The 21,489-nt window shown below is 50.6% G+C and carries 20 protein-coding genes; 13 read left to right on the top strand and 7 right to left on the bottom strand.

The features are described 5' to 3' along the window. The first annotated feature begins 55 nt into the window (after window positions 1-55). From MNO13_RS20630 to MNO13_RS20610, 5 genes are all read left to right on the top strand, one after another. Window positions 56-460 carry a YgiW/YdeI family stress tolerance OB fold protein gene (locus tag MNO13_RS20630; RefSeq protein WP_121814332.1) on the top strand — a complete coding sequence of 135 codons (405 nt, stop codon included), beginning with the start codon at window positions 56-58 and terminating at the stop codon, window positions 458-460. A gap of 161 nt (window positions 461-621) precedes the next feature. After that, window positions 622-2,892: a DNA topoisomerase IV subunit A gene (gene parC, locus MNO13_RS20625; RefSeq protein ID WP_064540076.1), complete on the top strand. Its 2,271-nt coding sequence runs from the start codon at window positions 622-624 to the stop codon at window positions 2,890-2,892. Between the two features lie 149 nt (window positions 2,893-3,041). Beyond that, window positions 3,042-3,797 carry a 1-acylglycerol-3-phosphate O-acyltransferase gene (locus tag MNO13_RS20620; protein WP_064540258.1) on the top strand — a complete coding sequence of 252 codons (756 nt, stop codon included), beginning with the start codon at window positions 3,042-3,044 and terminating at the stop codon, window positions 3,795-3,797. A 202-nt stretch (window positions 3,798-3,999) separates the two neighbouring features. Beyond that, window positions 4,000-5,412: a cell division protein FtsP gene (gene ftsP, locus MNO13_RS20615; RefSeq protein WP_064540074.1), complete on the top strand. Its 1,413-nt coding sequence runs from the start codon at window positions 4,000-4,002 to the stop codon at window positions 5,410-5,412. A gap of 234 nt (window positions 5,413-5,646) precedes the next feature. Beyond that, window positions 5,647-7,899, top strand: a complete 2,253-nt coding sequence (locus MNO13_RS20610) for a YgiQ family radical SAM protein (RefSeq protein ID WP_241939196.1) — start codon at window positions 5,647-5,649, stop codon at window positions 7,897-7,899. A gap of 134 nt (window positions 7,900-8,033) precedes the next feature. Here MNO13_RS20610 and dkgA read toward each other — a convergent pair whose 3' ends face one another. Together dkgA and yqhD are read right to left on the bottom strand one after the other, a co-directional pair. After that, complete coding sequence (dkgA, locus tag MNO13_RS20605; RefSeq protein WP_064540070.1) at window positions 8,034-8,861, bottom strand: 2,5-didehydrogluconate reductase DkgA; 828 nt, start codon at window positions 8,859-8,861, stop codon at window positions 8,034-8,036. A gap of 130 nt (window positions 8,862-8,991) precedes the next feature. Next, window positions 8,992-10,155 (bottom strand): alcohol dehydrogenase, encoded by a 1,164-nt coding sequence (yqhD, locus tag MNO13_RS20600; RefSeq protein ID WP_064540068.1) that lies wholly within the window; start codon window positions 10,153-10,155, stop codon window positions 8,992-8,994. 190 nt (window positions 10,156-10,345) lie between these two features. Here yqhD and MNO13_RS20595 point away from each other — a divergent pair, with 190 nt between their 5' ends. Continuing rightward, window positions 10,346-11,236, top strand: a complete 891-nt coding sequence (locus tag MNO13_RS20595; RefSeq protein ID WP_064540065.1) for an AraC family transcriptional regulator — start codon at window positions 10,346-10,348, stop codon at window positions 11,234-11,236. Window positions 11,237-11,294: 58 nt separating this feature from the next. Here MNO13_RS20595 and MNO13_RS20590 read toward each other — a convergent pair whose 3' ends face one another. Together MNO13_RS20590 and metC are read right to left on the bottom strand one after the other, a co-directional pair. Further along, the gene (locus MNO13_RS20590) at window positions 11,295-11,954 is read right to left on the bottom strand and encodes a DedA family protein (RefSeq protein ID WP_064540063.1); all 660 of its coding nucleotides are present in this window, start codon (window positions 11,952-11,954) and stop codon (window positions 11,295-11,297) included. Window positions 11,955-12,134: 180 nt separating this feature from the next. Continuing rightward, window positions 12,135-13,322, bottom strand: coding sequence for a cystathionine beta-lyase (gene metC, locus MNO13_RS20585; protein ID WP_241939195.1), 1,188 nt, complete (start codon window positions 13,320-13,322; stop codon window positions 12,135-12,137). 188 nt (window positions 13,323-13,510) lie between these two features. On the opposite strand from metC, the gene exbB reads away from it, so the two are divergent. From exbB to fucR, 3 genes are all read left to right on the top strand, one after another. Continuing rightward, on the top strand, window positions 13,511-14,245 hold the full coding sequence (gene exbB, locus MNO13_RS20580) for a tol-pal system-associated acyl-CoA thioesterase (RefSeq protein ID WP_121814329.1): 735 nt from the start codon (window positions 13,511-13,513) through the stop codon (window positions 14,243-14,245). A 4-nt stretch (window positions 14,246-14,249) separates the two neighbouring features. Continuing rightward, on the top strand, window positions 14,250-14,675 hold the full coding sequence (exbD, locus tag MNO13_RS20575; protein WP_064540055.1) for a TonB system transport protein ExbD: 426 nt from the start codon (window positions 14,250-14,252) through the stop codon (window positions 14,673-14,675). 173 nt (window positions 14,676-14,848) lie between these two features. Further along, window positions 14,849-15,586: an L-fucose operon activator gene (gene fucR, locus MNO13_RS20570; protein WP_064540053.1), complete on the top strand. Its 738-nt coding sequence runs from the start codon at window positions 14,849-14,851 to the stop codon at window positions 15,584-15,586. Here fucR and MNO13_RS20565 read toward each other — a convergent pair. Continuing rightward, a complete protein-coding gene (locus MNO13_RS20565) occupies window positions 15,565-15,951 on the bottom strand; it encodes a cytoplasmic protein (protein WP_241939194.1) in 387 nt (128 codons plus the stop codon). The two genes, fucR and MNO13_RS20565, sit on opposite strands and share 22 nt — an antisense overlap. Window positions 15,952-15,956: 5 nt before the next feature. Then, window positions 15,957-16,355: a hypothetical protein gene (locus tag MNO13_RS20560; protein ID WP_064540049.1), complete on the bottom strand. Its 399-nt coding sequence runs from the start codon at window positions 16,353-16,355 to the stop codon at window positions 15,957-15,959. A gap of 103 nt (window positions 16,356-16,458) precedes the next feature. Here MNO13_RS20560 and MNO13_RS20555 point away from each other — a divergent pair, with 103 nt between their 5' ends. The 4 genes from MNO13_RS20555 to MNO13_RS20540 all read left to right on the top strand — a co-directional run bounded on the left by MNO13_RS20555 (window position 16,459) and on the right by MNO13_RS20540 (window position 20,025). Continuing rightward, window positions 16,459-16,962, top strand: coding sequence for an ESA_00282 family adhesion-associated protein (locus tag MNO13_RS20555; RefSeq protein ID WP_133522735.1), 504 nt, complete (start codon window positions 16,459-16,461; stop codon window positions 16,960-16,962). A 203-nt stretch (window positions 16,963-17,165) separates the two neighbouring features. Next, on the top strand, window positions 17,166-17,726 hold the full coding sequence (locus MNO13_RS20550) for an NlpC/P60 family protein (protein ID WP_121814327.1): 561 nt from the start codon (window positions 17,166-17,168) through the stop codon (window positions 17,724-17,726). A gap of 175 nt (window positions 17,727-17,901) precedes the next feature. Further along, on the top strand, window positions 17,902-18,447 hold the full coding sequence (locus MNO13_RS20545; RefSeq protein WP_064540044.1) for an OmpH family outer membrane protein: 546 nt from the start codon (window positions 17,902-17,904) through the stop codon (window positions 18,445-18,447). Between the two features lie 219 nt (window positions 18,448-18,666). Next, window positions 18,667-20,025, top strand: coding sequence for an 8-oxoguanine deaminase (locus MNO13_RS20540; protein ID WP_241939193.1), 1,359 nt, complete (start codon window positions 18,667-18,669; stop codon window positions 20,023-20,025). 2 nt (window positions 20,026-20,027) lie between these two features. Here MNO13_RS20540 and MNO13_RS20535 read toward each other — a convergent pair whose 3' ends face one another. Then, a complete protein-coding gene (locus tag MNO13_RS20535) occupies window positions 20,028-21,389 on the bottom strand; it encodes an HdeD family acid-resistance protein (protein WP_241939192.1) in 1,362 nt (453 codons plus the stop codon). Window positions 21,390-21,489 lie beyond the last annotated feature (100 nt).

Here is a 21,489-nt window from a genome sequence, read left to right as displayed (position 1 = left end):
AGATCTCTCCGGTTAAATAGCATTCAGAAATTCATTCATATAAGGAAAATAAACGATGAAAAAAGTAGCCGCTATTTTGACTATTCTCGCAATCACCGCAGCACCTGCACTAGCTGCAAATCAAGGCGGGTTCTCTGATCCGAATGCCGCTCCGGCCGCCACACAAACTCAAGCCGCGGGCGGCTTTGTCGGTCCAAGTGGCAGCAATACCACGGCGGCACAGGCGAAGTCATTGTCTGATGATACCTGGGTCACTTTGCGCGGTAAGATTGAGTCCCGCATCGGTGGTGACCACTACATCTTCCGCGATACATCCGGCACAATTAACGTCGATATCGACCAGAAACGCTGGAACGGCCAGACCATCACCCCACAAGATAATGTTGAAATTCAAGGGGAAGTGGACAAAGACTGGAACTCCGTTGAAATCGACGTGAAACAAATTACTAAAGTGAAATAATTCTCTGTAATGAGCCGCAATTTGCGGCTCATTTCTTATCGCTGTGCTTCACCTAAAGATACTCACTCCTCTGTGACTACGACTGCCAGATAAGGTACTATCGGCGGCAATTACGCCGTTTGTGGCCACATGCGGCTCGTCAGTTTGAGGATGAATAATTAATGAGTGATTTAACTCATGATGGTGCAGAACGCCTTGCGCTGCACGAATTCACGGAAAATGCGTATCTCAACTATTCCATGTACGTCATTATGGACCGCGCTCTGCCGTTCATTGGTGATGGCTTAAAGCCGGTACAGCGTCGCATCGTCTATGCGATGTCAGAGTTGGGGTTAAGCAACAGCGCTAAATTCAAAAAATCAGCCCGTACCGTCGGTGACGTTCTGGGTAAATACCATCCGCACGGCGATAGTGCCTGTTACGAAGCGATGGTTCTGATGGCGCAGCCGTTCTCTTACCGCTACCCGTTAGTTGACGGGCAGGGGAACTGGGGGGCTCCGGATGATCCGAAATCCTTCGCTGCGATGCGTTATACCGAGTCGCGACTGTCAAAATATGCGGAAGTCTTGCTGGGTGAGTTAGGGCAGGGGACGGTCGACTACGTGCCGAACTTTGACGGCACCATGCAGGAGCCGAAAATGCTACCTGCGCGCCTGCCTAATATCCTGCTCAATGGCACCACTGGCATTGCAGTCGGCATGGCAACAGACATCCCGCCACATAACTTGCGAGAAGTGGCGAAAGCCGCAATCACCCTGATTGACCAGCCGAAAACCACGCTCGATGAGCTGTTGGATATCGTGCAGGGGCCGGACTACCCAACCGAAGCCGAAATCATCACCCCGCGTGATGAAATTCGTAAAATCTACCAGAATGGCCGCGGTTCTGTGCGTATGCGCGCAGTCTGGAAAAAAGAAGATGGCGATGTGGTGATTACCGCGTTACCTCACCAAGTTTCCGGCGCGCGCGTGCTGGAGCAAATTGCCAATCAGATGCGTGCTAAAAAGCTGCCGATGGTTGAAGACTTGCGCGATGAGTCGAACCACGAAAACCCGACGCGCCTGGTGATTGTTCCACGTTCCAACCGTATCGACGTCGAACAGGTGATGAACCACCTGTTTGCTACTACCGATCTTGAGAAAAGCTATCGCATCAACCTCAATATGATCGGACTGGATAATCGTCCATCGGTGAAAAACCTGCTGGAAATCCTGACTGAGTGGCTGGTTTATCGTCGCGAAACGGTGCGCCGTCGCCTGAGTTATCGTCTGGAGAAAGTGCTCAAACGCCTGCACATCCTTGAAGGTTTGCTGGTGGCGTTCCTCAATATTGACGAAGTGATTCACATTATTCGTACCGAGGACGAACCCAAGCCCGTGTTGATGTCGCGTTTCGAATTAAGCGAAACGCAGGCTGAATCTATCCTCGAGCTGAAATTGCGCCACCTCGCAAAACTCGAAGAGATGAAAATTCGCGGCGAGCAGAGCGAGCTGGAAAAAGAGCGTGACCAATTGCAGGGCATTCTGGCGTCCGAACGCAAAATGAATACCTTGCTGAAGAAAGAGTTGCAGGCCGATTCAGATGCTTATGGCGACGATCGTCGTTCACCGCTGCGTGAACGTGGTGAAGCGAAAGCCATGAGCGAACATGATATGACTCCGTCCGAACCGGTCACCATTGTGCTCTCACAAATGGGCTGGGTGCGTAGCGCTAAAGGCCATGACATTGACGCGCAAGGACTTAACTATAAAGCAGGCGATAGCTTCCTTGGTTCGGCTAAAGGGAAGAGCAACCAGCCAGTGGCGTTTATTGACTCCACCGGACGCAGCTACGCACTTGACCCAATAACGTTACCCTCGGCACGTGGCCAGGGTGAGCCGCTGACCGGTAAACTCACGCCACCACCGGGTGCGGTTGTCGAGCATGTCTTAATGGCGCCAGACGACCAAAAACTGCTGATGGCATCTGATGCGGGCTACGGTTTCGTTTGTACCTTCAACGATTTAGTGTCGCGTAACCGTGCGGGTAAAACGCTGATTTCATTGCCGGAAAATGCGAAAGTGATGCCGCCGATGGAAATCTCAAGCACTGACGATATGCTGCTGGCGATTACCGCTGCAGGCCGCATGCTGATGTTCCCGGTCGCTGATTTGCCGCAACTTTCCAAAGGCAAAGGGAATAAAATTATCTCGATTCCTTCTGCGGAAGCGGCAAAAGGTGATGACAAACTGGCACATTTGTTTGTCTTGCCGCCACAAAGCACGGTCACGCTGCATGTTGGCAAACGCAAAATTAAACTCCGTCCAGAAGAACTGCAGAAAATCACCGGTGAGCGCGGTCGTCGCGGTACGCTGATGCGTGGTCTACAACGCATTGATCGTGTTGAAGTTGATTCACCTCAGCGTGCTAGTGCGGGCGACAGCGAAGAGTAATCGAATTCTGGCGGTCGTCAGGCCGCCGGAACGATGTGTTTTGTGCTAAAGCAGGTCATATATCCGCGATATTTCAGGTGCAGGTGGGGCGACTGCTCCTCCTGGAATTTAGGGTATACTTGTCAGCGGTTTTGGCTTTTGAGGTTGTTATGCTATCCATCGTACGTTTTATAATCGTAATAATTTATTGCCTGCTGGTGTGCATTTTTGGCTGCATTTATTGCTTGTTCAGCCCACGTAACCCACGCCATGTTGCTACGTTTGGTCATCTTTTTGGGCGTCTTGCGCCTGTCTTTGGTTTGAAAGTTGAAACCCGTTTGCCTGAGGGCGTAGAAAATCATCCGACGGCGATTTATATCTGTAACCATCAGAATAATTTCGACATGGTGACGGCTGCTAGTATTGTGCAGCCACCGACGGTGACCGTTGGGAAAAAAAGCCTGTTGTGGATCCCGTTCTTTGGCCAAATTTATTGGCTTACCGGGAATATGCTTATCGACCGTGATAATCGTACCAAAGCGCTCAGCACCATTTCCCAGGTTGTGGCGCAAATTCAGAAACGTAATGTGTCGGTGTGGATGTTCCCGGAAGGGACTCGCAGCCGTGGCCGTGGCCTGCTGCCATTTAAAACCGGTGCATTCCATGCCGCAATTGCTGCTGGCGTCCCAATTATTCCGGTGTGTGTTTCCAACACCAGCAATAAAATTAAACTGAACCGTTTGAATAATGGTTTAGTTATTGTCGAAATGCTGCAGCCGATTGATATCAGCCATTACGGTAAAGACCAGGTGCGTAAACTTGCCACCGATTGCCGTGAAATTATGATGGCAAAAATCGATGAACTAAATAAAGAAGTCGCGGAGCGAGAAGCCTCCGGTCGAGTTGAAAGCAAACAAGCGAACTGAACCGGATTGTTGACAAAGGTCACTAAACCGGTGCTGTAGGGTGGATAAGCGGTCGCGCCATCCACCATTTTCGCCAGTTTTGTCGGATGGCGCTGTGCTTATCCGACCTACGAAGAGGTTTGTCATCCGTTTCACCGAGCGCTTTTATTTTGGCGGTACGTGTTGTGCCGCCCCACGTTAGTCAGTTTCACATGGAGTTATTATGTCACTCAGTCGGCGTCAGTTTTTACAGGCATCAGGAGTCGCACTATGTGCAGGCTCGGTGCCACTGAGGGCAAATGCGGCAGGTATGCAGCAACCTTTACCCGTTCCTCCTTTACTGGAGTCTCGCCGTGGTCAGCCTTTATTCCTGACGTTACAACGGGCACATTGGTCATTTACTGGCGGCGCTAAAGCACCCGTTTGGGGCTTGAATGGGCGTTATCTTGGGCCGACCATCCGCGTATGGAGCGGCGATGACGTGAAGATGATTTACAGCAATCGTCTGCAAGAAAACATCGCCATGACGATTGCCGGTTTGCAGGTGCCAGGCCCGTTAATGGGGGGGGCGGCACGAATGATGTCGCCAAATGTAGACTGGGCTCCTGTTCTGCCAATTCGCCAGCAGGCTGCTACATTGTGGTATCACGCTAACACCCCAAACCGCACCGCGAAACAGGTCTACAATGGCCTGGCGGGGATGTGGCTTATCGAAGATGAAGTCAGCAAATCGTTACCTATTCCCAACCATTATGGCGTCGATGACTTCCCGGTAATCATTCAGGATAAGCGTCTTGATAACTTCGGGGCGCCTGAATATGAAGAGCCGGGTAGTGGTGGTTTTGTGGGGGATACGCTGCTGGTGAATGGTGTGCAAGGGCCGTATGTCGAGGTCTCTCGCGGTTGGGTGCGTTTGCGTTTGCTTAACGCCTCGAACTCGCGCCGCTATTTGCTACAAATGAGCGATGGCCGTGCGATGCACGTGATTTCAAGCGACCAGGGTTTTCTCCCGGCACCTGTTTCTGTTAAGCAACTTTCACTGGCACCGGGCGAGCGTCGCGAGATTCTGGTTGATATGACCGACGGCAAAGAGGTGTCGATAACCTGCGGTGAAGCCGCCGGTATCATGGACAGGATCCGTGGCTTCTTTGAACCCTCAAGTATTCTTATCTCCACGCTGGTTCTCACCCTTCGTGCAACCGGTTTGCTGCCTTTGGTAACCGATACGTTACCAATGCGTCTGCTACCGGAAGAGATTATCAACGGTAACCCATCACGTAGCCGTGATATTGCGCTGGGTGATGACCCTGGTATTAACGGCCAACTGTGGGATATGAAGCGCATTGATATTCAGACTCAGCAAGGCACCTGGGAGCGCTGGACGGTGCGTGCTGATATGCCGCAATCTTTCCATATCGAAGGTGTGAGCTTCCTGATTAAAAACGTCAATGGTGCGGCACCGTTTGGTGAAGACCGAGGCTGGAAAGATACGGTTTGGGTTGATGGGCAAGTCGAGCTACTCGTGTACTTTGGCCAACCTTCCTGGGAACATTTCCCGTTCCTTTATTCCAGCCAAACGCTGGAAATGGCGGACCGTGGCTCTATTGGGCAGTTGTTAGTGCAGCCTGCGCCGTAAACCACCCTCACCCTGGCCCTCTCCCTGAGGGAGAGGGAAGATTCGGTATCCGCTCTCGATCACTGAGGGAGAGGGAAGATTCGGTGTTCCCCCTCTCCTGAGGGAGAGGGTTGGGGTGAGGGCAAGAAAACATTGATCGCCCGCAATAATCCTTCATTTATTACCCAATAAAAGCGTATAATCGCCGGCTTTGGTTATTTTTAAATCATTTTTTATTCATTTTTCGGAAGCATTATGAGCTCTATAAGCTTGATCCAGCCCGATCGCGAACTCTTTTCGTGGCCTCAATACTGGGCAGCCTGTCTTGGCCCGGCACCGTTTTTACCCATGTCACGTAAGGAAATGGACGATTTAGGCTGGGATAGCTGTGACATCATTCTGGTTACCGGAGATGCTTACGTTGACCATCCAAGTTTTGGTATGGCGATTTGTGGCCGTATGCTGGAAGCCCAGGGTTTCCGCGTGGGGATCATCGCCCAGCCTGACTGGAACAGTAAAGAAGACTTCATGCGCCTGGGTAAACCGAACCTGTTCTTCGGGGTGACTGCGGGTAACATGGATTCGATGATCAACCGCTATACCGCTGACCGCAAACTGCGTCATGACGATGCGTATACGCCTGATAACGTGGCAGGTAAACGCCCGGATCGCGCCTCACTTGCTTATACCCAACGCTGCAAAGAAGCCTGGCGTGATGTGCCGGTTATCCTTGGCGGTATTGAAGCGAGCCTGCGCCGTACAGCGCACTACGATTACTGGTCTGATACCGTTCGTCGTTCCATTCTGGTGGATGCCAAAGCCGACATGTTGATTTTCGGCAACGGTGAACGTCCGCTGGTGGAAGTGGCTCATCGCCTGGCAATGGGCGAGAAAATCGACGAAATCGGCGATGTGCGTAACACCGCGATGATGCGTAAAGAAGCGATGCCAGGTTGGTCTGGCGTGGATTCTACGCGTCTGGATATGCCTGGTCGTATCGACCCCATTCCACACCCTTACGGTGAAGATTTGCCTTGTGCAGAAACCGGTAAACCGGAAAAGCCAATCAACGAAGCGAAAGCGATTGTTGTGAAGCCTGCACCGATGAAACCGTGGGAAAAAACCTACGTGTTGCTGCCGTCGTACGAAAAAGTTAAAAACGACAAAGTTCTCTACGCGCACGCTTCACGTATTTTGCACCATGAAACCAACCCTGGTTGTGCTCGTGCGTTGATGCAAAAACACGGTGACCGTTACATCTGGATTAACCCGCCAGCCATCCCGCTTTCCACCGAAGAGATGGACAGTGTGTTTGCTCTACCTTATAAGCGCGTTCCGCATCCTGCGTATGGCAAGGCGCGTATTCCTGCGTATGAGATGATTCGCTTCTCGGTGAATATCATGCGTGGTTGCTTTGGTGGCTGTTCGTTCTGTTCCATCACCGAACACGAAGGCCGCATTATTCAGAGCCGTTCTGAAGATTCGATCATCAGCGAAATTGAAGCGATGCGCGATACGGTGCCTGGCTTCACCGGCGTGGTTTCCGATCTGGGTGGCCCAACAGCTAACATGTATATGCTGCGCTGCAAATCGCCACGTGCGGAACAAACCTGCCGCCGTCTGTCGTGCGTCTATCCGGACATTTGTCCGCACATGGACACAAACCATGAGCCGACGATCAACTTGTATCGCCGCGCCCGTGAGATTAAAGGTGTTAAGAAGATCCTGATCGCTTCCGGTGTTCGTTACGATATCGCGGTAGAAGATCCTCGCTATATCAAAGAACTGGCGACGCACCACGTTGGTGGATATCTGAAGATTGCCCCGGAACATACCGAAGAAGGGCCGCTTTCTAAGATGATGAAGCCGGGTATGGGCAGCTATCAGCGCTTCAAAGAGCTGTTTGACACCTACTCTAAACAAGCTGGAAAAGAGCAGTACCTGATTCCGTATTTCATCTCGGCGCACCCTGGTACGCGCGATGAAGATATGGTGAATCTGGCGCTGTGGCTGAAGAAAAACCGTTTCCGTTTGGATCAGGTACAGAACTTCTATCCGTCACCGCTGGCGAACTCCACCACCATGTATTACACCGGCAAGAACCCGCTGGGTAAGATCAGTTACAAGAGTGAAGAAGTTGTGGTGCCGAAAGGTGACCGCCAGCGTCGTCTGCACAAAGCGCTGCTGCGTTATCACGATCCTGCTAACTGGCCGATGATTCGTGAAGCGCTGGAAGAAATGGGTAAAAAGCACCTGATCGGTGGCCGTCGTGAATGTCTGGTGCCTTCGCCAACGCTTGAGGAGATGCGTGAAGCGCGTCGCTACAATCGTGGTGCTCGTCCGGCACTGACAAAACATACGCCAATGACACATCAGCGTCGTACTCCGCAAGCGGGCGCGAAGCCTGCTGTTGGTGCTAAGCCTGCTGCGGGCGCGAAACCTAACGTGGGTGCAAAACCAGCGGCTAAAGCTGCGTCGAAGCCTGCGAACAGAAAGCGTCCGGCATAGTTAATGCCCTCACCCTAACCCTCTCCCACAGGAGAGGGGACTGCTCGGTTTTCTCCCTCAGCCCCAGAAGAGGATTACCACGGTTTTCTCCCTCTCCATCAGGGAGAGGGTCGGGGTGAGGGTTGTTCTAAACCTTAACTCCCAAACACATCAGGGTCTGGTCCCAGACGCTTGCTGCTATCCAATTTCGCAATCTCGCTTAACTCGTCTTTATCAAGACGGAAATCAAACACGTTAAAGTTCTCAGCAATACGCGCTGGCGTCACCGATTTCGGGATAACCACCAGGCCGCTATCCAGGTGCCAGCGAATCACAATTTGTGCCGGCGTTTTGCCGTATTTATCGGCCAGGTCGCGGATGATTTTCTTATCGAACACACCGTCACCACCCTGAGCCAGCGGGCTCCAGGACTCGGTCTGAATCTTGTGTGTGGCATTCCAGGCATGAAGTTGACGCTGTTGCAGCAACGGATGGAGTTCTATCTGGTTGATTACCGGTGAGACACCCGTTTCATCAATCAAACGCTGAAGGTGGTTGAGCTGGAAGTTACACACGCCAATGCTTTTAACCAGGCCTAGTTTTTGCAGCTCAATCATCCCTTTCCAGGCTTCAACATAATGATCTTTGCTCGGCACCGGCCAGTGCATCAAATAGAGGTCGACATAATCCAGTTGCAGTTTTTCGAGGCTATCTTCCAGCGCCTGGCGTGGACGTTGTTGATCGTCGTTCCACAGTTTGGTGGTGATAAACAGCTCTTCACGCGGAATACCCGCTTGTTTTAGCGCACTGCCCACGCCGTCTTCATTCTTATACGCGGCGGCGGTATCAATCGATCGATAGCCGACTTCCAGCGCTTTATCGATGGCAATCAGAACTTGCTCGTTGCTGGCTTGCCAGACACCGAGGCCCAATTGCGGCATTACATTTCCATCCTGGAGCTTGATTACAGTTGGAGTCGCCATGTATTCCTCCTTAATGATTAAACTCACATAATTCAAGTTGCAGGGGCGTTGGCTAATCCTGCAACCTGAATTATTTAGGGTTTAAGTCTGGACCAAATACTCAAAAACGAGAACCAATTGACTAAATTACTTAGCGTGCAGCTTCGTAAATACGACGGCTCACGTCCAGAGTAATGTCCTGGCGCTCACCCAATTTAGTCATGCCTTTTTCTTCCAGTTTCACCAACAGAGCCGGGATAGTGCTGCCATCCAGACCGTAGGCAGACAGGCGAGTTGGTGCGCCCATTTGCTCGAAGAAATTGCGCGTTGCAGCAATCGCCGCATCAATACGTTCTTCTTCAGAACCTGCAGTGATATTCCACACGCGCTCAGCATATTGCAGCAGTTTGCCGCGTTTCTCGTTACGTTTTTCGTTCAGCAACGATGGCAGAACCACCGCCAGAGTTTGCGCGTGATCCAGTCCGTGCATCGCGGTCAGTTCGTGACCCAGCATATGAGTTGCCCAGTCTTGCGGTACGCCAGCACCAATCAGGCCGTTTAACGCCATGGTCGCCGCCCACATTACGTTGGCACGAACGTCATAGTTTTCAGGTTCTTTCAGCGCTTTCGGGCCATCTTCAACCAGAGTTAACAGAATGCCTTCGGCAAAACGGTCCTGCACTTTGGCGTTTACCGGATAAGTAATGTATTGCTCCACGGTATGCACAAACGCATCCACCACACCATTTGCGACCTGACGTGGTGGCAGCGTGTAGGTATAAACCGGATCAAGCACCGCAAAGACAGGCTGCACGTGTTCAGACATAAATGCCTGTTTGTCGCCTGTAGTACGGCGAGATACGACAGCACCTTTGTTAGATTCAGAACCGGTTGCTGGCAGTGTCAGAACAGAGCCCATTGGGATGGCGCTTTTCACATCATTGCCGTGAGTCAGCAGAATATTCCATGGGTCGATATCAGCCGGGTAGTTGGCTGCCGCGGCGATGAACTTAGTACCATCCAGCACAGAACCACCGCCGACGGCTAACAGGAAAGTGACTTTCTGCTGGCGAACGATTTCGACTGCTTTCATCAGCGTTTCGTAAGTCGGGTTCGGTTCAATACCGCTAAACTCCAGCACGTCCAGCCCTTCAAGTTGGGAGTAAACCTGGTCCAGTACGCCATTTTTCTTCACGCTGCCGCCGCCGTAGGTAATCAGAACGCGGGCACCTGCTGGAATTTGTGCACGCAATTCGGAAACAGCGCCTTTACCAAACAGGATGCGAGTCGGGGTGTGTAGGTTGAAGTTGTTCATTATTGGTTCCCTTTGCTTGGGTAAACAGAGATTGCTTATCGCATTTGATGGTAGCCATTGTCGGCCTCGGGTGGCTATCTCTCAATGCTTATTCCTGCCTTTATCTTGCCTATTTCTCCTGGGTGCTGGAGAAATGAAAGAATTAGTTGCACACTGACATCGGTAGAAAAGCCATGCGGAGCGCAGGAAAATGAAGCGGAAGGCGATTTGTCAGCAGTTAACTAACAAAATTAATTTATTGATACAAAAAGAAAATAGTGGCCTGAGTTCTCTGCCAAACGTTAGCTTACTGTATGGCACGAAACCCTATGCGCGCACGCCAGTTATGTATGAGCCGGGGATCATTATTCTCTTTTCCGGCCATAAAACGGGTTATCTGAATGATCGCGTGTTTCGCTATGATGCCAACGAATACCTGCTATTGACCGTCCCACTCCCTTTTGAATGTGAAACCTTCGCTACCCCTGAAGTGCCGTTGGCCGGGCTGCGCATTAATATTGATATTTTGCAGCTTCAGGACTTGCTGATGGATATCGGCGAAGATGATTTATCGCACCCGCAAACCTGCTCGACCGGGATTAACTCCGCCCAGCTATCCGAAGAAATCCTTTGTGCTGCCGAGCGCTTGCTGGACGTGCTGGAACACCCGCTCGATGCGCGTATCTTGGGCAAACAAATTATCCGCGAGATTCTCTATCACATTCTGGTGGGGTCATGCGGTGCGGCACTGCTGGCGCTGGTTAGCCGGCAGACGCATTTCAGCCTGATAAGCCGGGTGCTCAGGCGCATTGAAACGCAGTACACAGAAAACCTGTCGGTGGACCAACTCGCCGCAGAAGCGAACATGAGTGTTTCGGCGTTTCATCACAACTTTAAGTCGGTCACCAGCACCTCGCCGCTGCAATATCTCAAGAGTTACCGTTTGCACAAAGCGCGAATGCTGATTTTGCATGATGGGATTAAAGCCAGTACCGCGGCGATTCGTGTCGGGTACGAAAGTGCATCGCAGTTTAGCCGCGAGTTTAAGCGTTACTTTGGTGTGACGCCGGGGGAAGATGCTGCGCGGATGCGGGTGATTTAAAGGAAAGTGAACAGCGTTAGCGGGGTGGATAATGTCACGTTATCCACCCTGTAATGTCTTATGCCGGGTTAAATTTTTTCTTGATGACCACAAACAGAGTACCCACAAGTCCTGCTACCAGCAGCGCCATCGGTAGCACCATCAGGCAAGTCATCACCTGATCTTCATGGCGTTTCACAAATGGAATCATGCTCAGGGCAAAGCCCAGACTCGTCACACTGCCGACCCATAACAGTCCACTTAACCAGTTAAACACCTGGAAGCGACGGTTGCTGAGCCCAGAAATCCCCGCCATGGTAGGCAATAACGTGCGGACAAACGCTAAAAAGCGGCCCGCTAACAAAGCGGCTAACCCGTGCCGGTCAAACATCACCGTCGCCCGCTGGTGGTATTGCGGTGGTAGTTGTTTCAGCCAGCTTTTCACTATTTTGGTATTACCGAGCCAGCGCCCTTGTGCGTAGCTCAACCAGCAGCCAAGGCTCGCCGCCGCGGTGAGGATCAATAAGGTGGGGACAAAACCCATCACCCCTTTCGCCACTAAGGCTCCCGCGAGTAACAGCAGACTGTCGCCCGGCAAAAATGAGGCGGGTAGTAATCCATTTTCGAGAAACAGCGTCGCAAACATGACGCAATAAACCACTCCAACAACATGAGGGTCCGCGAGTGCAGCAAAATCATGTTGCCAAAGCGCCTGAACAATATTGTGTATAACAGCCATGGCAAATCCTGTGGAACCGCTTTATTGGGCGTACCTAAATCTAAAGTCATTAGCTTAGGCACACCTTAATTTTAGGGACATAGTGTAACGCTAAATGGCCTGCGACACCTTGATCACAGGCTCAACAAATCACCATGAAAGCAAAAAAACTGTTCTTTGCGGTGTCCACATTTGGCAATTTTAGGCGATACGCTGGAAACCTGCGTCCAGATCGGCAATCAGGTCGTCCACATTCTCCAGCCCGATATGAACACGCACCAGCGTTCCGGTGAAGTCTATTCCCCCGGCAGGGCGAATCTCCGCGAGTTCTTCTGGCTGGTTGGCCAGAATCAGCGATTCATATCCGCCCCATGAATAGGCCATACTAAAGTAGTTGAAATTGTCCAGGTAGCTTTGATACTGGTCATTATTCAAACGCTTTTTAAGCACAAATGAGAACAAGCCGCTGCTCCCTGTAAAGTCTCGTTTCCAAAACTCGTGGCCTTTGCTGCCGGGCAATGCAGGATGATTGACGCGCTCAACCTGCGGATGTTGCGCCAGCCATTCGGCAATTTTCAGGCTGCTTTCATGATGTTGACGCAGACGCACGCCTAATGTGCGCAAACCACGGCTGGTCATATAAGCAGTATCTGCATCCAGCATTTGCCCCATCAGATACGAGTTCTCACGCAACTGATCCCAGCAGCGGGCGTTTGATACCGCTGTTCCGACCATCGCATCCGAATGGCCAATCAGGTATTTGGTTCCCGCCTGAATTGAAATATCAATGCCGAAATCCAGCGCTTTAAACAAAATGCCCGCCGCCCAGGTGTTATCGATCATGATGATGGCGTCAGGGGCCACGCTGCGTATCGCCTGAACAATGGCTGGAACGTCATGTACTTCCATTGTTATCGAACCAGGCGATTCCAGAAATACAACTTTAGTATTGGGTTGCACGAGTTGGGCAATGCCTGCGCCAATCATCGGGTCAAACCAGGTGGTCGTGACGCCGAGTTTAGCGAGGATTTTGGTGCAGAAATCCTGGCTGGGTTCGTAGGCGGAGCCGGTCATCAGCACATTATCGCCATGTTCGACAAAGGCCAGAATCGCATTGGCGACGGCTGCGGCACCGCAAGGGTAAAGTGCGCAACCCGCACCGCCTTCCAGTTCGCACATGGCTTCTTGCAACGAGAAGTGGGTCAGGGTGCCACGGCGACCATAAAACAGCTCGCCTTTCGCGCGGTTTTCCGTGGCCTGTTTTTTGGCTTCGACGGTTTCAAAAACCAATGATGACGCGCGTTGAATGACGCTGTTAACCGAACCCTGGGTGAATTTTTTATCGCGCCCGGCATTAACCAGCGCCGTTTCAATGTGCTTGTCAGTCATGTTCACTTTGCCCTATTTAACCATCTGGATGTCCAAAACTAACTTATCATGCTTTTGCTGCGTAAACGCAAGGAATCCATGGACAATTTAAGGCACTCTTTAAATACTAATGAGAACTACTATCAATTCGATGTCGTTTTGATATTATTGCGCACAGTTTTAGTATTATTTCGCGGTGGAGAGTAAGAGTGACGAATAATTTGATGCAGACAGATCTCTCTGTCTGGGGCATGTATCAGCATGCTGACATCGTGGTAAAGATTGTGATGATCGGCCTGATTCTGGCCTCTGTCGTCACCTGGGCAATCTTCTTTAGCAAAAGTGTTGAGCTGATGTCGCAAAAGCGCCGTCTGAAGCGTGAACAACAACATTTAGCTAATGCCCGCTCTCTGGATGAAGCCAGCGAAATGGCCGAAACGTTTGATGCAAAAAGCCTGAGCACGATGCTTATCAATGAAGCGCAAAATGAGCTTGAGCTTTCCACAGGTAGCGAAGATAACGAAGGTATTAAAGAGCGTACCGGTTTTCGCCTTGAGCGTCGAGTTGCGGCGGTGGGTCGCCACATGGGGCGCGGTAATGGCTTCCTGGCGACTATTGGTGCCATTTCCCCATTTGTCGGTCTGTTTGGTACCGTCTGGGGCATCATGAACAGCTTTATTGGTATCGCACAGTCACAAACTACTAACCTTGCTGTTGTTGCACCAGGTATTGCCGAAGCCTTGCTGGCCACGGCTATCGGCCTGGTGGCAGCGATTCCGGCGGTTGTTATCTACAACGTATTTGCTCGGGTGATTGGCGGTTACAAAGCTTCTCTGGGCGACGTTGCTGCTCAGGTTTTACTGCTGCAAAGCCGTGACCTCGATTTAGCAGCCAGTTCTCTTGCTCGCCCGGTTCGTACCGCTCAGAAACTGCGTGTAGGTTGATCCCATGGCTTTGCGTCTTAACGAAAATCTCGACGATAACGGTGAAATGCACGAAATCAACGTGACACCTTTTATCGATGTCATGTTGGTATTGCTGATTATCTTCATGGTGGCAGCGCCGCTGGCGACCGTCGATGTGAAGGTTAACCTTCCCGCGTCTTCAAGCCAGCCGCAGCCGCGTCCGGAAAAACCGGTCTACCTGTCTGTCAAAGCCGATCACACGATGTTTATCGGCAACGATGAAGTGACCAAAGAGAGCATGGTCAATGCTCTGATTGCTGCGACAGAAGGCAAGAAAGACACCACGATTTTCTTCCGCGCCGACAAATCAGTTGATTACGAAACGATGATGAATGTGATGGATACGCTGCATCAGGCAGGGTATTTGAAGATTGGCCTGGTTGGGCAAGAAGTCACGAAAACCCAATAAGCATCAATTTTCCTTTCTCTCCATCGCATCACATATATAGAGCGGCCTGCTGGTTAAACTAGCAGGCCGCTTTTTCATAAAGCGAATGAGCGACAGCTGGCGATTTCCGTGTTTCGCCTGGCACGAATGGTTTTGCTGGGCTAATCTCGGGCATTGCCAGGAGACACGCGCTAATGAAAACCGAACGCCACCAGCAACTGGTTCAACTTGTCGAGCAGTACAACAATCTGACCACACAACAGCTGGCGCAGTTATTAGGCGTGAGCCAGGAAACTGTGCGGCGCGATCTGCGTGTACTACAAAAGCAGGGGAAAATTGTTCGCCAACATGGGCGGGCAAAGCGCATTAATCGAGGCGCAGACGAAAGCGGTGATCCTTTCACCGCCCGCCTGAAAAGCCATCTCAATAGCAAAGCGGATATTGCTCATCGCGCTCTGGCCTGGATTGTGCCGGGCATGGTGATTGCACTGGATGCCAGCTCAACGTGTTGGTATCTGGCGCGATTACTGCCAGATATTCCTCTCACTGTTTTCACCAATAGTGAACGTATTTGCCAGGCGTTATCCAGGCGCGAGCATATTAAGCTGATTAGCACTGGCGGTCTTCTCCAGCGCAAATATGCCTGCTATATCAATGCCCCGCTGGCAGCGCATCTTAAATCGATGGATATCGACTTGTTCCTGTTTTCCTGCGAGGGGGTGGATAGCGACGGAACGTTATGGGACACGCGCAGCTGGAATGCCGAATATAAAACGATGTTGCTCAAGCGATCAGCACAGTCCTTGCTGTTGATCGACAAGAGTAAATTTGACCGGGTGAGTGAAGTCCGGATCGGTGAGCAGGCTGATGTGACCGAAATTATTAGTGAAGGCGAGCATACTTTAACGCCTTACAAATGCGGAGTTTTGTAGTTGTTTTCCAGCAACGCACGCGTGCACGACAAACTTTGCGCCTCTTCATCTCTTAGTTTCTGATAAACCACTTCAAGCCGGGCAAGGATCTCGTTTTTCCACCGCGGCTGGTGGGCGATGATTTCACAGAGCACCGCTCCGTAAACTTCTTCTTTTACCCGCCAGGGAAAGATCTGGTGGCGGTTATGCCATTTCTGTTCAACCAGTGCCGAGGTGATATTGAGCTGGCTTTGGGTAAAGCGCGCAATATTTCCATTTTTAATCTGCACTAGTGCTGCAATATTTTCGCGTAATAAGGTGTTATCGGATTCTGCACCCACAGGTGAATCGGAACTGTGCAGAACCTCAGGAAGTTCTTCAGACATTGAGATTACTCGTCCAGTGAATAAAACATCGGCCAGCTTTTTTCCTGGGTGAGTTGATTGACCCAGATTTGCTGTGAATGGTGACTTATCTGCAATTCTTTATCTTCTATTAGCATTTGCAGGTCGGCAGGACTGATCTTTTCTTGCTCAATTAATTCATTTAATACGGTGACCAGCGCTTCAATTTTAAGCGCGCAAAATAATCGGTCTTTTAAATGTCGGTCGCTTTCTTCAAGCAGAGTATTTTTCGCCTGCCCAGCGTAATGATTTGCGCTAAGAACCGTTTTCTCGAGCGATAAAATATTATCCTGGGGATTTAGTGTTAGAGCGCTATCTTCTGCTAATGGTATAAATGCAACCTGCATAGCAGGAAGCATTCCTGGTACCATGTTTTTAGGTAACATATATAAATATCCTGTTATATCAATAGAATGAGATGCGTAGTCACCAAGAATAGCGTTGACAACATTTTGCCTCAAAATTACTATAAAAAAAACAGGAGTCCCCATGCAAAGTGTCTTTTATTCAATTGTATTAATACTATTGTTGCTGTGCGGCGTATTGATGCTAATGCGTGAAAAATCCCATTCCAGCGTCAACCCCATCCCTCAGGCTTCCCCTAAATTAAATTTCTCGCAGAGTGATGAACATGAAGATTACTTTGCGAAATTAATTTTAAAAATCACCCCTGATTATTATTGGCGAGTAAGCCATGAATATGCAGATTTTAACCACGCCACTATTAAGCGTATGAGTATCGATATGCTTAGCGCCGATCCCAAACTCTTTAGTGCCCAACGGCGATGCAGCGATTTAAATTCCGCTATCTATCGCTATTACGACAATCTCAGAAAACGTTGCACTGAGGGTGAAAAAGTCTCTTTTGCTGACATCGAAGTGCTGAACTTACGGCAGTGTTTTGATGAGTTCAGCCAGGATGCTTACCCAGCGCTGGTGGCACTGGTTTGGCCGCATTACCAGCGGCCGGAAGTCAGTCTCCATAACGTGTAAGCCCCATGCCAAACAGCCTGACTCAGTATCAGGCTGTTTTTAAAATAAAAAAAATAGAAGTCTAAAAATAGACCGATTCTCTCGTGGCTAAATTTCATACAGCGGTTATTATTTGCTCACCCAAAAGGAGTTGTTCGTCCCATTGCTAAAAATCAGCAATGGCTTGTTTCGCTGTATTTGCCAGTAGATGAAAGATATTTCTTATGCCTCGTTTAAAAAAATTAATTGCCGCAACTTTGTTTATTATTCCTGTTATTTTTAGTGCAAATTCCTTTGCTTTTAATATGCCAAAGGAATTTGCATCAATCGCAAGCCAGTCGCTTGCCAAGAAAGATGTGTTCTCTGAAAAAGGGAACTATATAAAGAATGATGATCACGGTAATACCAATAGTATTAAGTCTGCCATATTGGCACAATTTTCAAACTGGAAAGGAACGCGTTATCACCTTGGCGGTACGACACATCAAGGTGTCGATTGTTCTGCACTGATGCAGCATATATTTAGCGATTCATTCCATAAATCATTACCGAGAACCACAACGCAGCAAATAAAAAATGGGCAGCCTGTCAGCAAAGAAAAACTCGAGCCGGGTGATTTAGTCTTTTTTAGAACGTCGCCGGGGATGCGCCATGTCGGTGTTTATGTTGGCGATAACCAGTTTGTCCACGCCTCAAGCAGTGTCGGTGTCACCATGTCTTCTCTGGCGAACCGTTATTGGGTTGAACATTATGAAACCGCTCGCCGTTTAAACATGGTTGGTTAAATACAATTCTGGATTGCGGGTTTAATTTTATATTGATAATCACTATTATAGCGGCTGGTTTAAGATATTGGTTATTTTACTATGTGGTGCGCAAATATAATGATGGCGATGTATATTCATGACTTATGAATTAGCCGGTGATTATATTTTAATTTCCTACAGGGATTAGTATCAAATGAAACGAAATTTAATGCGTCAGATGACGGGTGCCGTAATCGCTGTAATGGTTGCTGGTACCTTGCTGGTTGGTTGCGATGCGAAACAAGCTGGAGAAGTTGAAATGAAATTTATTAATGTGGAAAAGGTCGCACTGGATTCAGGTCTGGTTAAGCAAGAACAAGCGTATCTCAAAGCAGTAAATGAAAATCTGCATAAAGGCCTGCAACTGGCAGAAAAGAATTATGCCACGCTGCCTGCAGATAAAGTCGCGGCCGCGCGCCAGGCAGATAAAAAAATTATTGCTCAGCAATGGCAAGGTCAGCAACGCGCCGCACGCCAGGTTGTGTTGGCAGCGGTAAAACAGGCAACTGATGCCTATCGCACTGAAAAGAAAATTGCTGCCATTATGCCTATGCAGACTGCAGTTTCGGTTGCGCCGGAACTCGATGTCACCGCTGACCTGACCACTAAATTGAATGCAACCAAACTGGATTTTGGCAAAGTGCCTGAAATCACGGTTAAAGCGGCTGATACTGCAAAACCGGCAGTAGCAGCAAAGTAATTAGCAAATAATTATCCGCAAATATTGGGCTTCGCCTGCGTGTTCCGCGAAGCCCATTTTCGTTAATCCTTAACACTTTCACCTGCCTGATAACAGCCATACGACGATGCCCCGTCAGTTTCCTGTTAGAATGGCAAAATTGCCCCCGCAATGCCTGGATCAGCAGACAGGCCATAACTGAGCTGGCTTCCTTCACTTTTTAATATTCAGGAGCCAGATATGTCTGACCAACGTTTGTGGATCAAAAATCCCCGCGCAGTTTTTACCGCCAATTCGCAAGACGCCGCAGGTGGCGTAGTGATCGAAGGGGCAATCATTCGTGAATTAATTCCCCTGGGTGGCAAGCCCGCAGTTCCATGTGACTCTGTGTTTGATGCTCGCGAACTTGTCTTGTTACCCGGACTTATCAACACACACCACCATTTCTATCAGACTCTGACCCGAGCGTGGGCACCGGTGGTTAACGTGCCGCTGTTTCCCTGGTTAAAACAACTCTATCCGGTTTGGGCGCGGCTTGATGCCGAAGCTTTAGCGCTGGCCAGTAAAGTGGCGATGGCTGAGCTGCTGCTTTCCGGTTGCACAACCACAACGGACCATCACTACCTTTTCCCGCAGGGCATGGAGGAGGCCATCGATGTGCAGGTTGATGTGGTGAACGAAATTGGCATGCGTGCCGTATTAACGCGCGGCTCGATGAGCCTGGGTGAAGATGACGGTGGGTTGCCTCCTCGCCACACAGTACAACAGGCCGGGACAATTCTGCGTGATAGCGAAAGATTGATTAAACGTTACCATCAGCGCGGGGAAGGGGCGTGGCTACAAATCGCGCTCGCTCCATGTTCGCCGTTTTCTGTGACCACTGAAATTATGCGGGATAGCGCCCAACTTGGGCAGCAAGAGGACGTGCGGCTGCATACGCATCTGGCTGAAACCATAGATGAAGAAAACTTCTGTCTGCAACGTTTTGGCTTGCGTACCGTGGATTATCTGGAAAGTGTTGGCTGGCTAAATGACCGAACCTGGCTTGCCCACGGCATCCATTTTAATGAGAGTGAAATTCAGCGCCTGGGGCGAGCGGGAGTCGGTGTCTGTCATTGTCCGGTTTCAAATATGCGTCTCGCATCAGGCATGTGCCCGACGGTTGATTTGGAAAATGCCGGTGCGCCAGTTGGCCTCGGTGTTGATGGTTCCGCTTCAAACGATGCGTCAAACATCATGTACGAGGCGCGGCAAGCATTGTATTTACAGCGCCTGCGTTATGGCGCTGAAGCGATTACTCCGCACAGAGTGTTAGGCTGGGCGACGCGTGGCTCGGCAAAACTGATTGGGCGTAGCGATATTGGCGAAATTGCCGTCGGGAAGCAGGCCGATTTGGCGCTGTTTGCTCAGGACGAACTCCGCTTTAGTGGCAGCCACGATGCGATTTCAGCCCTGTTGTTATGCGGTGCAGAAAGGGCAGAACACGTGATGGTTGGCGGTAAATGGCGAGTGACCGACGGCAATATCGTCGGGTTGGATGTGCCGGATCTGATATCCCGGCACCGCAAGGCGGCGGCGAAATTAGTCGCTGATGTTTAACATTAATCCTCGGTAACTTCCTCGCCGCTTTTGCCTTTTCCCCAGGCGACGCGGCGCTGAAGCATTTTTTTCAGCGCCCGTCCGCTGGTATTCAACCAACCGGTTGGACGTGGATCGGCCAGCATACTCAGTGCGCGAGCGTAATCCAGCACCAGGCCTGGCGTCCACGCCATGGTTTCAGCCCGTTTACGCAGTTGCAGTGCGACCCAAAGTTCCGGCGTCGACATCAGTTTTCCCATCGCCATCCAGAAACCACGTTTTTGCCAAAGCCTGCCGACCGCCCCCTCAAGTGCCGCTTCCAAAGCCCGCGCCACGCTGCTCGAACAGTTTCGATAGGTCAAATTGTAGGACTCATTCTGGCGATAGCTTTCCCAAAACGCTTGTAGCCGTGCTTCGCTGTAATTACGGATTCGTACTTTTCTTGTGGATGGGCACCACTTTGCGGATTCCGTTGCGTAATCCGGCTGGAAAATCCCCGGTACGTTGTTTTCAGGTGTAGCCCGCAGCAGGCGGGCAAACTCATCTGGCGACTGGTCGATAAGCTCAGCAGGATAGAGGCTGATATAAACCCCGCCGGGAGATTCCAGTGCGGCGTGACCAGTCGAGATCACGCCGTTGCGATCGACCGCTGCGATATAACGGCTGATCACCGGACGGGGGATCGCTTCTCCTGCGGCGGATCCGACGGGTGTCCAGACGTGAACCGTCAGCGCTCTTTCGTCATCGTCCGGTGGGCCGTCCCACTCCACAACGTCAGGCGGAAGATGGTCGGCTTCTGCCATAAATACTGAACCTTTAAGACCCGGATTCTCAGCGGCATTTTTAACGCGCATGGCGAGAATAAACAGGTTCCAGCCCGCAAATGCCAGGCCTAACCCGAGGCAATAAGGAACCGTTCCTTCATAGTTTGACGGCCAGGGCTGGAAGAAAAATATCGCCAGCGCAATTTCGGCAATGCCCCCCCACAAAGCGGGCCGCCATCGGCGATAACGCACCACCACAGCTGAAGCGATTTGCAGAGTGCCGTCGAAGAAAAACAACAAGCCAAAGATCACCGATAACACGAAGTTACCGTGGTGATGACCGGCCAGAATCAACAGCGCCGCAAGGGAAAATGCCGCGCCTTTAACGTAGCGCAGAATGCGTTGCCCACCCATACCGCTATGCGCGACCATCAATGTCGCAGCACCTTCAAACAGCAGCAGGCAGGCGAATGGCTCGATAGGGAAATAGAGCGAGCCATCCAGGGCATCAAGAAAAATGACTATTCCGGCAATAAGCGTAATCCAACCGAAACGACGCAACCCACGCCAGTGGGAACGCAAAAAATCAATGCCGAGCAGGATCATCGTAAGCCGCATCATGGGGAAGTTTCCGTCAATTGCTCCACCAAATATATAGCCCACCAGACTCAAGTGCGATACGAAGCGAATCGACATAACTTTGTGCTTTATGTCAAATTTA

Source organism: Buttiauxella ferragutiae (assembly GCF_022637515.1).
GTDB lineage: Bacteria > Pseudomonadota > Gammaproteobacteria > Enterobacterales > Enterobacteriaceae > Buttiauxella > Buttiauxella ferragutiae.
The sequence above is the reverse complement of the archived record's forward strand: the minus strand, read 5'-3'. Positions and strand labels throughout refer to the sequence as shown.

Coding starts and splice junctions, on each gene's coding strand:
- parC (WP_064540076.1), top strand. CDS start 622: ATGAGTGATTTAACTCATGATGGTGCAGAACGCCTTGCGCTGCACGAA.
- MNO13_RS20555 (WP_133522735.1), top strand. CDS start 16,459: ATGCAAAGTGTCTTTTATTCAATTGTATTAATACTATTGTTGCTGTGC.
- yqhD (WP_064540068.1), bottom strand. CDS start 10,155: ATGAACAACTTCAACCTACACACCCCGACTCGCATCCTGTTTGGTAAA.
- MNO13_RS20550 (WP_121814327.1), top strand. CDS start 17,166: ATGCCTCGTTTAAAAAAATTAATTGCCGCAACTTTGTTTATTATTCCT.
- MNO13_RS20630 (WP_121814332.1), top strand. CDS start 56: ATGAAAAAAGTAGCCGCTATTTTGACTATTCTCGCAATCACCGCAGCA.
- ftsP (WP_064540074.1), top strand. CDS start 4,000: ATGTCACTCAGTCGGCGTCAGTTTTTACAGGCATCAGGAGTCGCACTA.
- exbD (WP_064540055.1), top strand. CDS start 14,250: ATGGCTTTGCGTCTTAACGAAAATCTCGACGATAACGGTGAAATGCAC.
- MNO13_RS20590 (WP_064540063.1), bottom strand. CDS start 11,954: ATGGCTGTTATACACAATATTGTTCAGGCGCTTTGGCAACATGATTTT.
- MNO13_RS20565 (WP_241939194.1), bottom strand. CDS start 15,951: ATGTCTGAAGAACTTCCTGAGGTTCTGCACAGTTCCGATTCACCTGTG.
- MNO13_RS20535 (WP_241939192.1), bottom strand. CDS start 21,389: ATGATGCGGCTTACGATGATCCTGCTCGGCATTGATTTTTTGCGTTCC.
- dkgA (WP_064540070.1), bottom strand. CDS start 8,861: ATGGCGACTCCAACTGTAATCAAGCTCCAGGATGGAAATGTAATGCCG.
- metC (WP_241939195.1), bottom strand. CDS start 13,322: ATGACTGACAAGCACATTGAAACGGCGCTGGTTAATGCCGGGCGCGAT.
- MNO13_RS20595 (WP_064540065.1), top strand. CDS start 10,346: ATGAAGCGGAAGGCGATTTGTCAGCAGTTAACTAACAAAATTAATTTA.
- MNO13_RS20540 (WP_241939193.1), top strand. CDS start 18,667: ATGTCTGACCAACGTTTGTGGATCAAAAATCCCCGCGCAGTTTTTACC.
- MNO13_RS20560 (WP_064540049.1), bottom strand. CDS start 16,355: ATGTTACCTAAAAACATGGTACCAGGAATGCTTCCTGCTATGCAGGTT.
- MNO13_RS20545 (WP_064540044.1), top strand. CDS start 17,902: ATGAAACGAAATTTAATGCGTCAGATGACGGGTGCCGTAATCGCTGTA.
- MNO13_RS20620 (WP_064540258.1), top strand. CDS start 3,042: ATGCTATCCATCGTACGTTTTATAATCGTAATAATTTATTGCCTGCTG.
- fucR (WP_064540053.1), top strand. CDS start 14,849: ATGAAAACCGAACGCCACCAGCAACTGGTTCAACTTGTCGAGCAGTAC.
- MNO13_RS20610 (WP_241939196.1), top strand. CDS start 5,647: ATGAGCTCTATAAGCTTGATCCAGCCCGATCGCGAACTCTTTTCGTGG.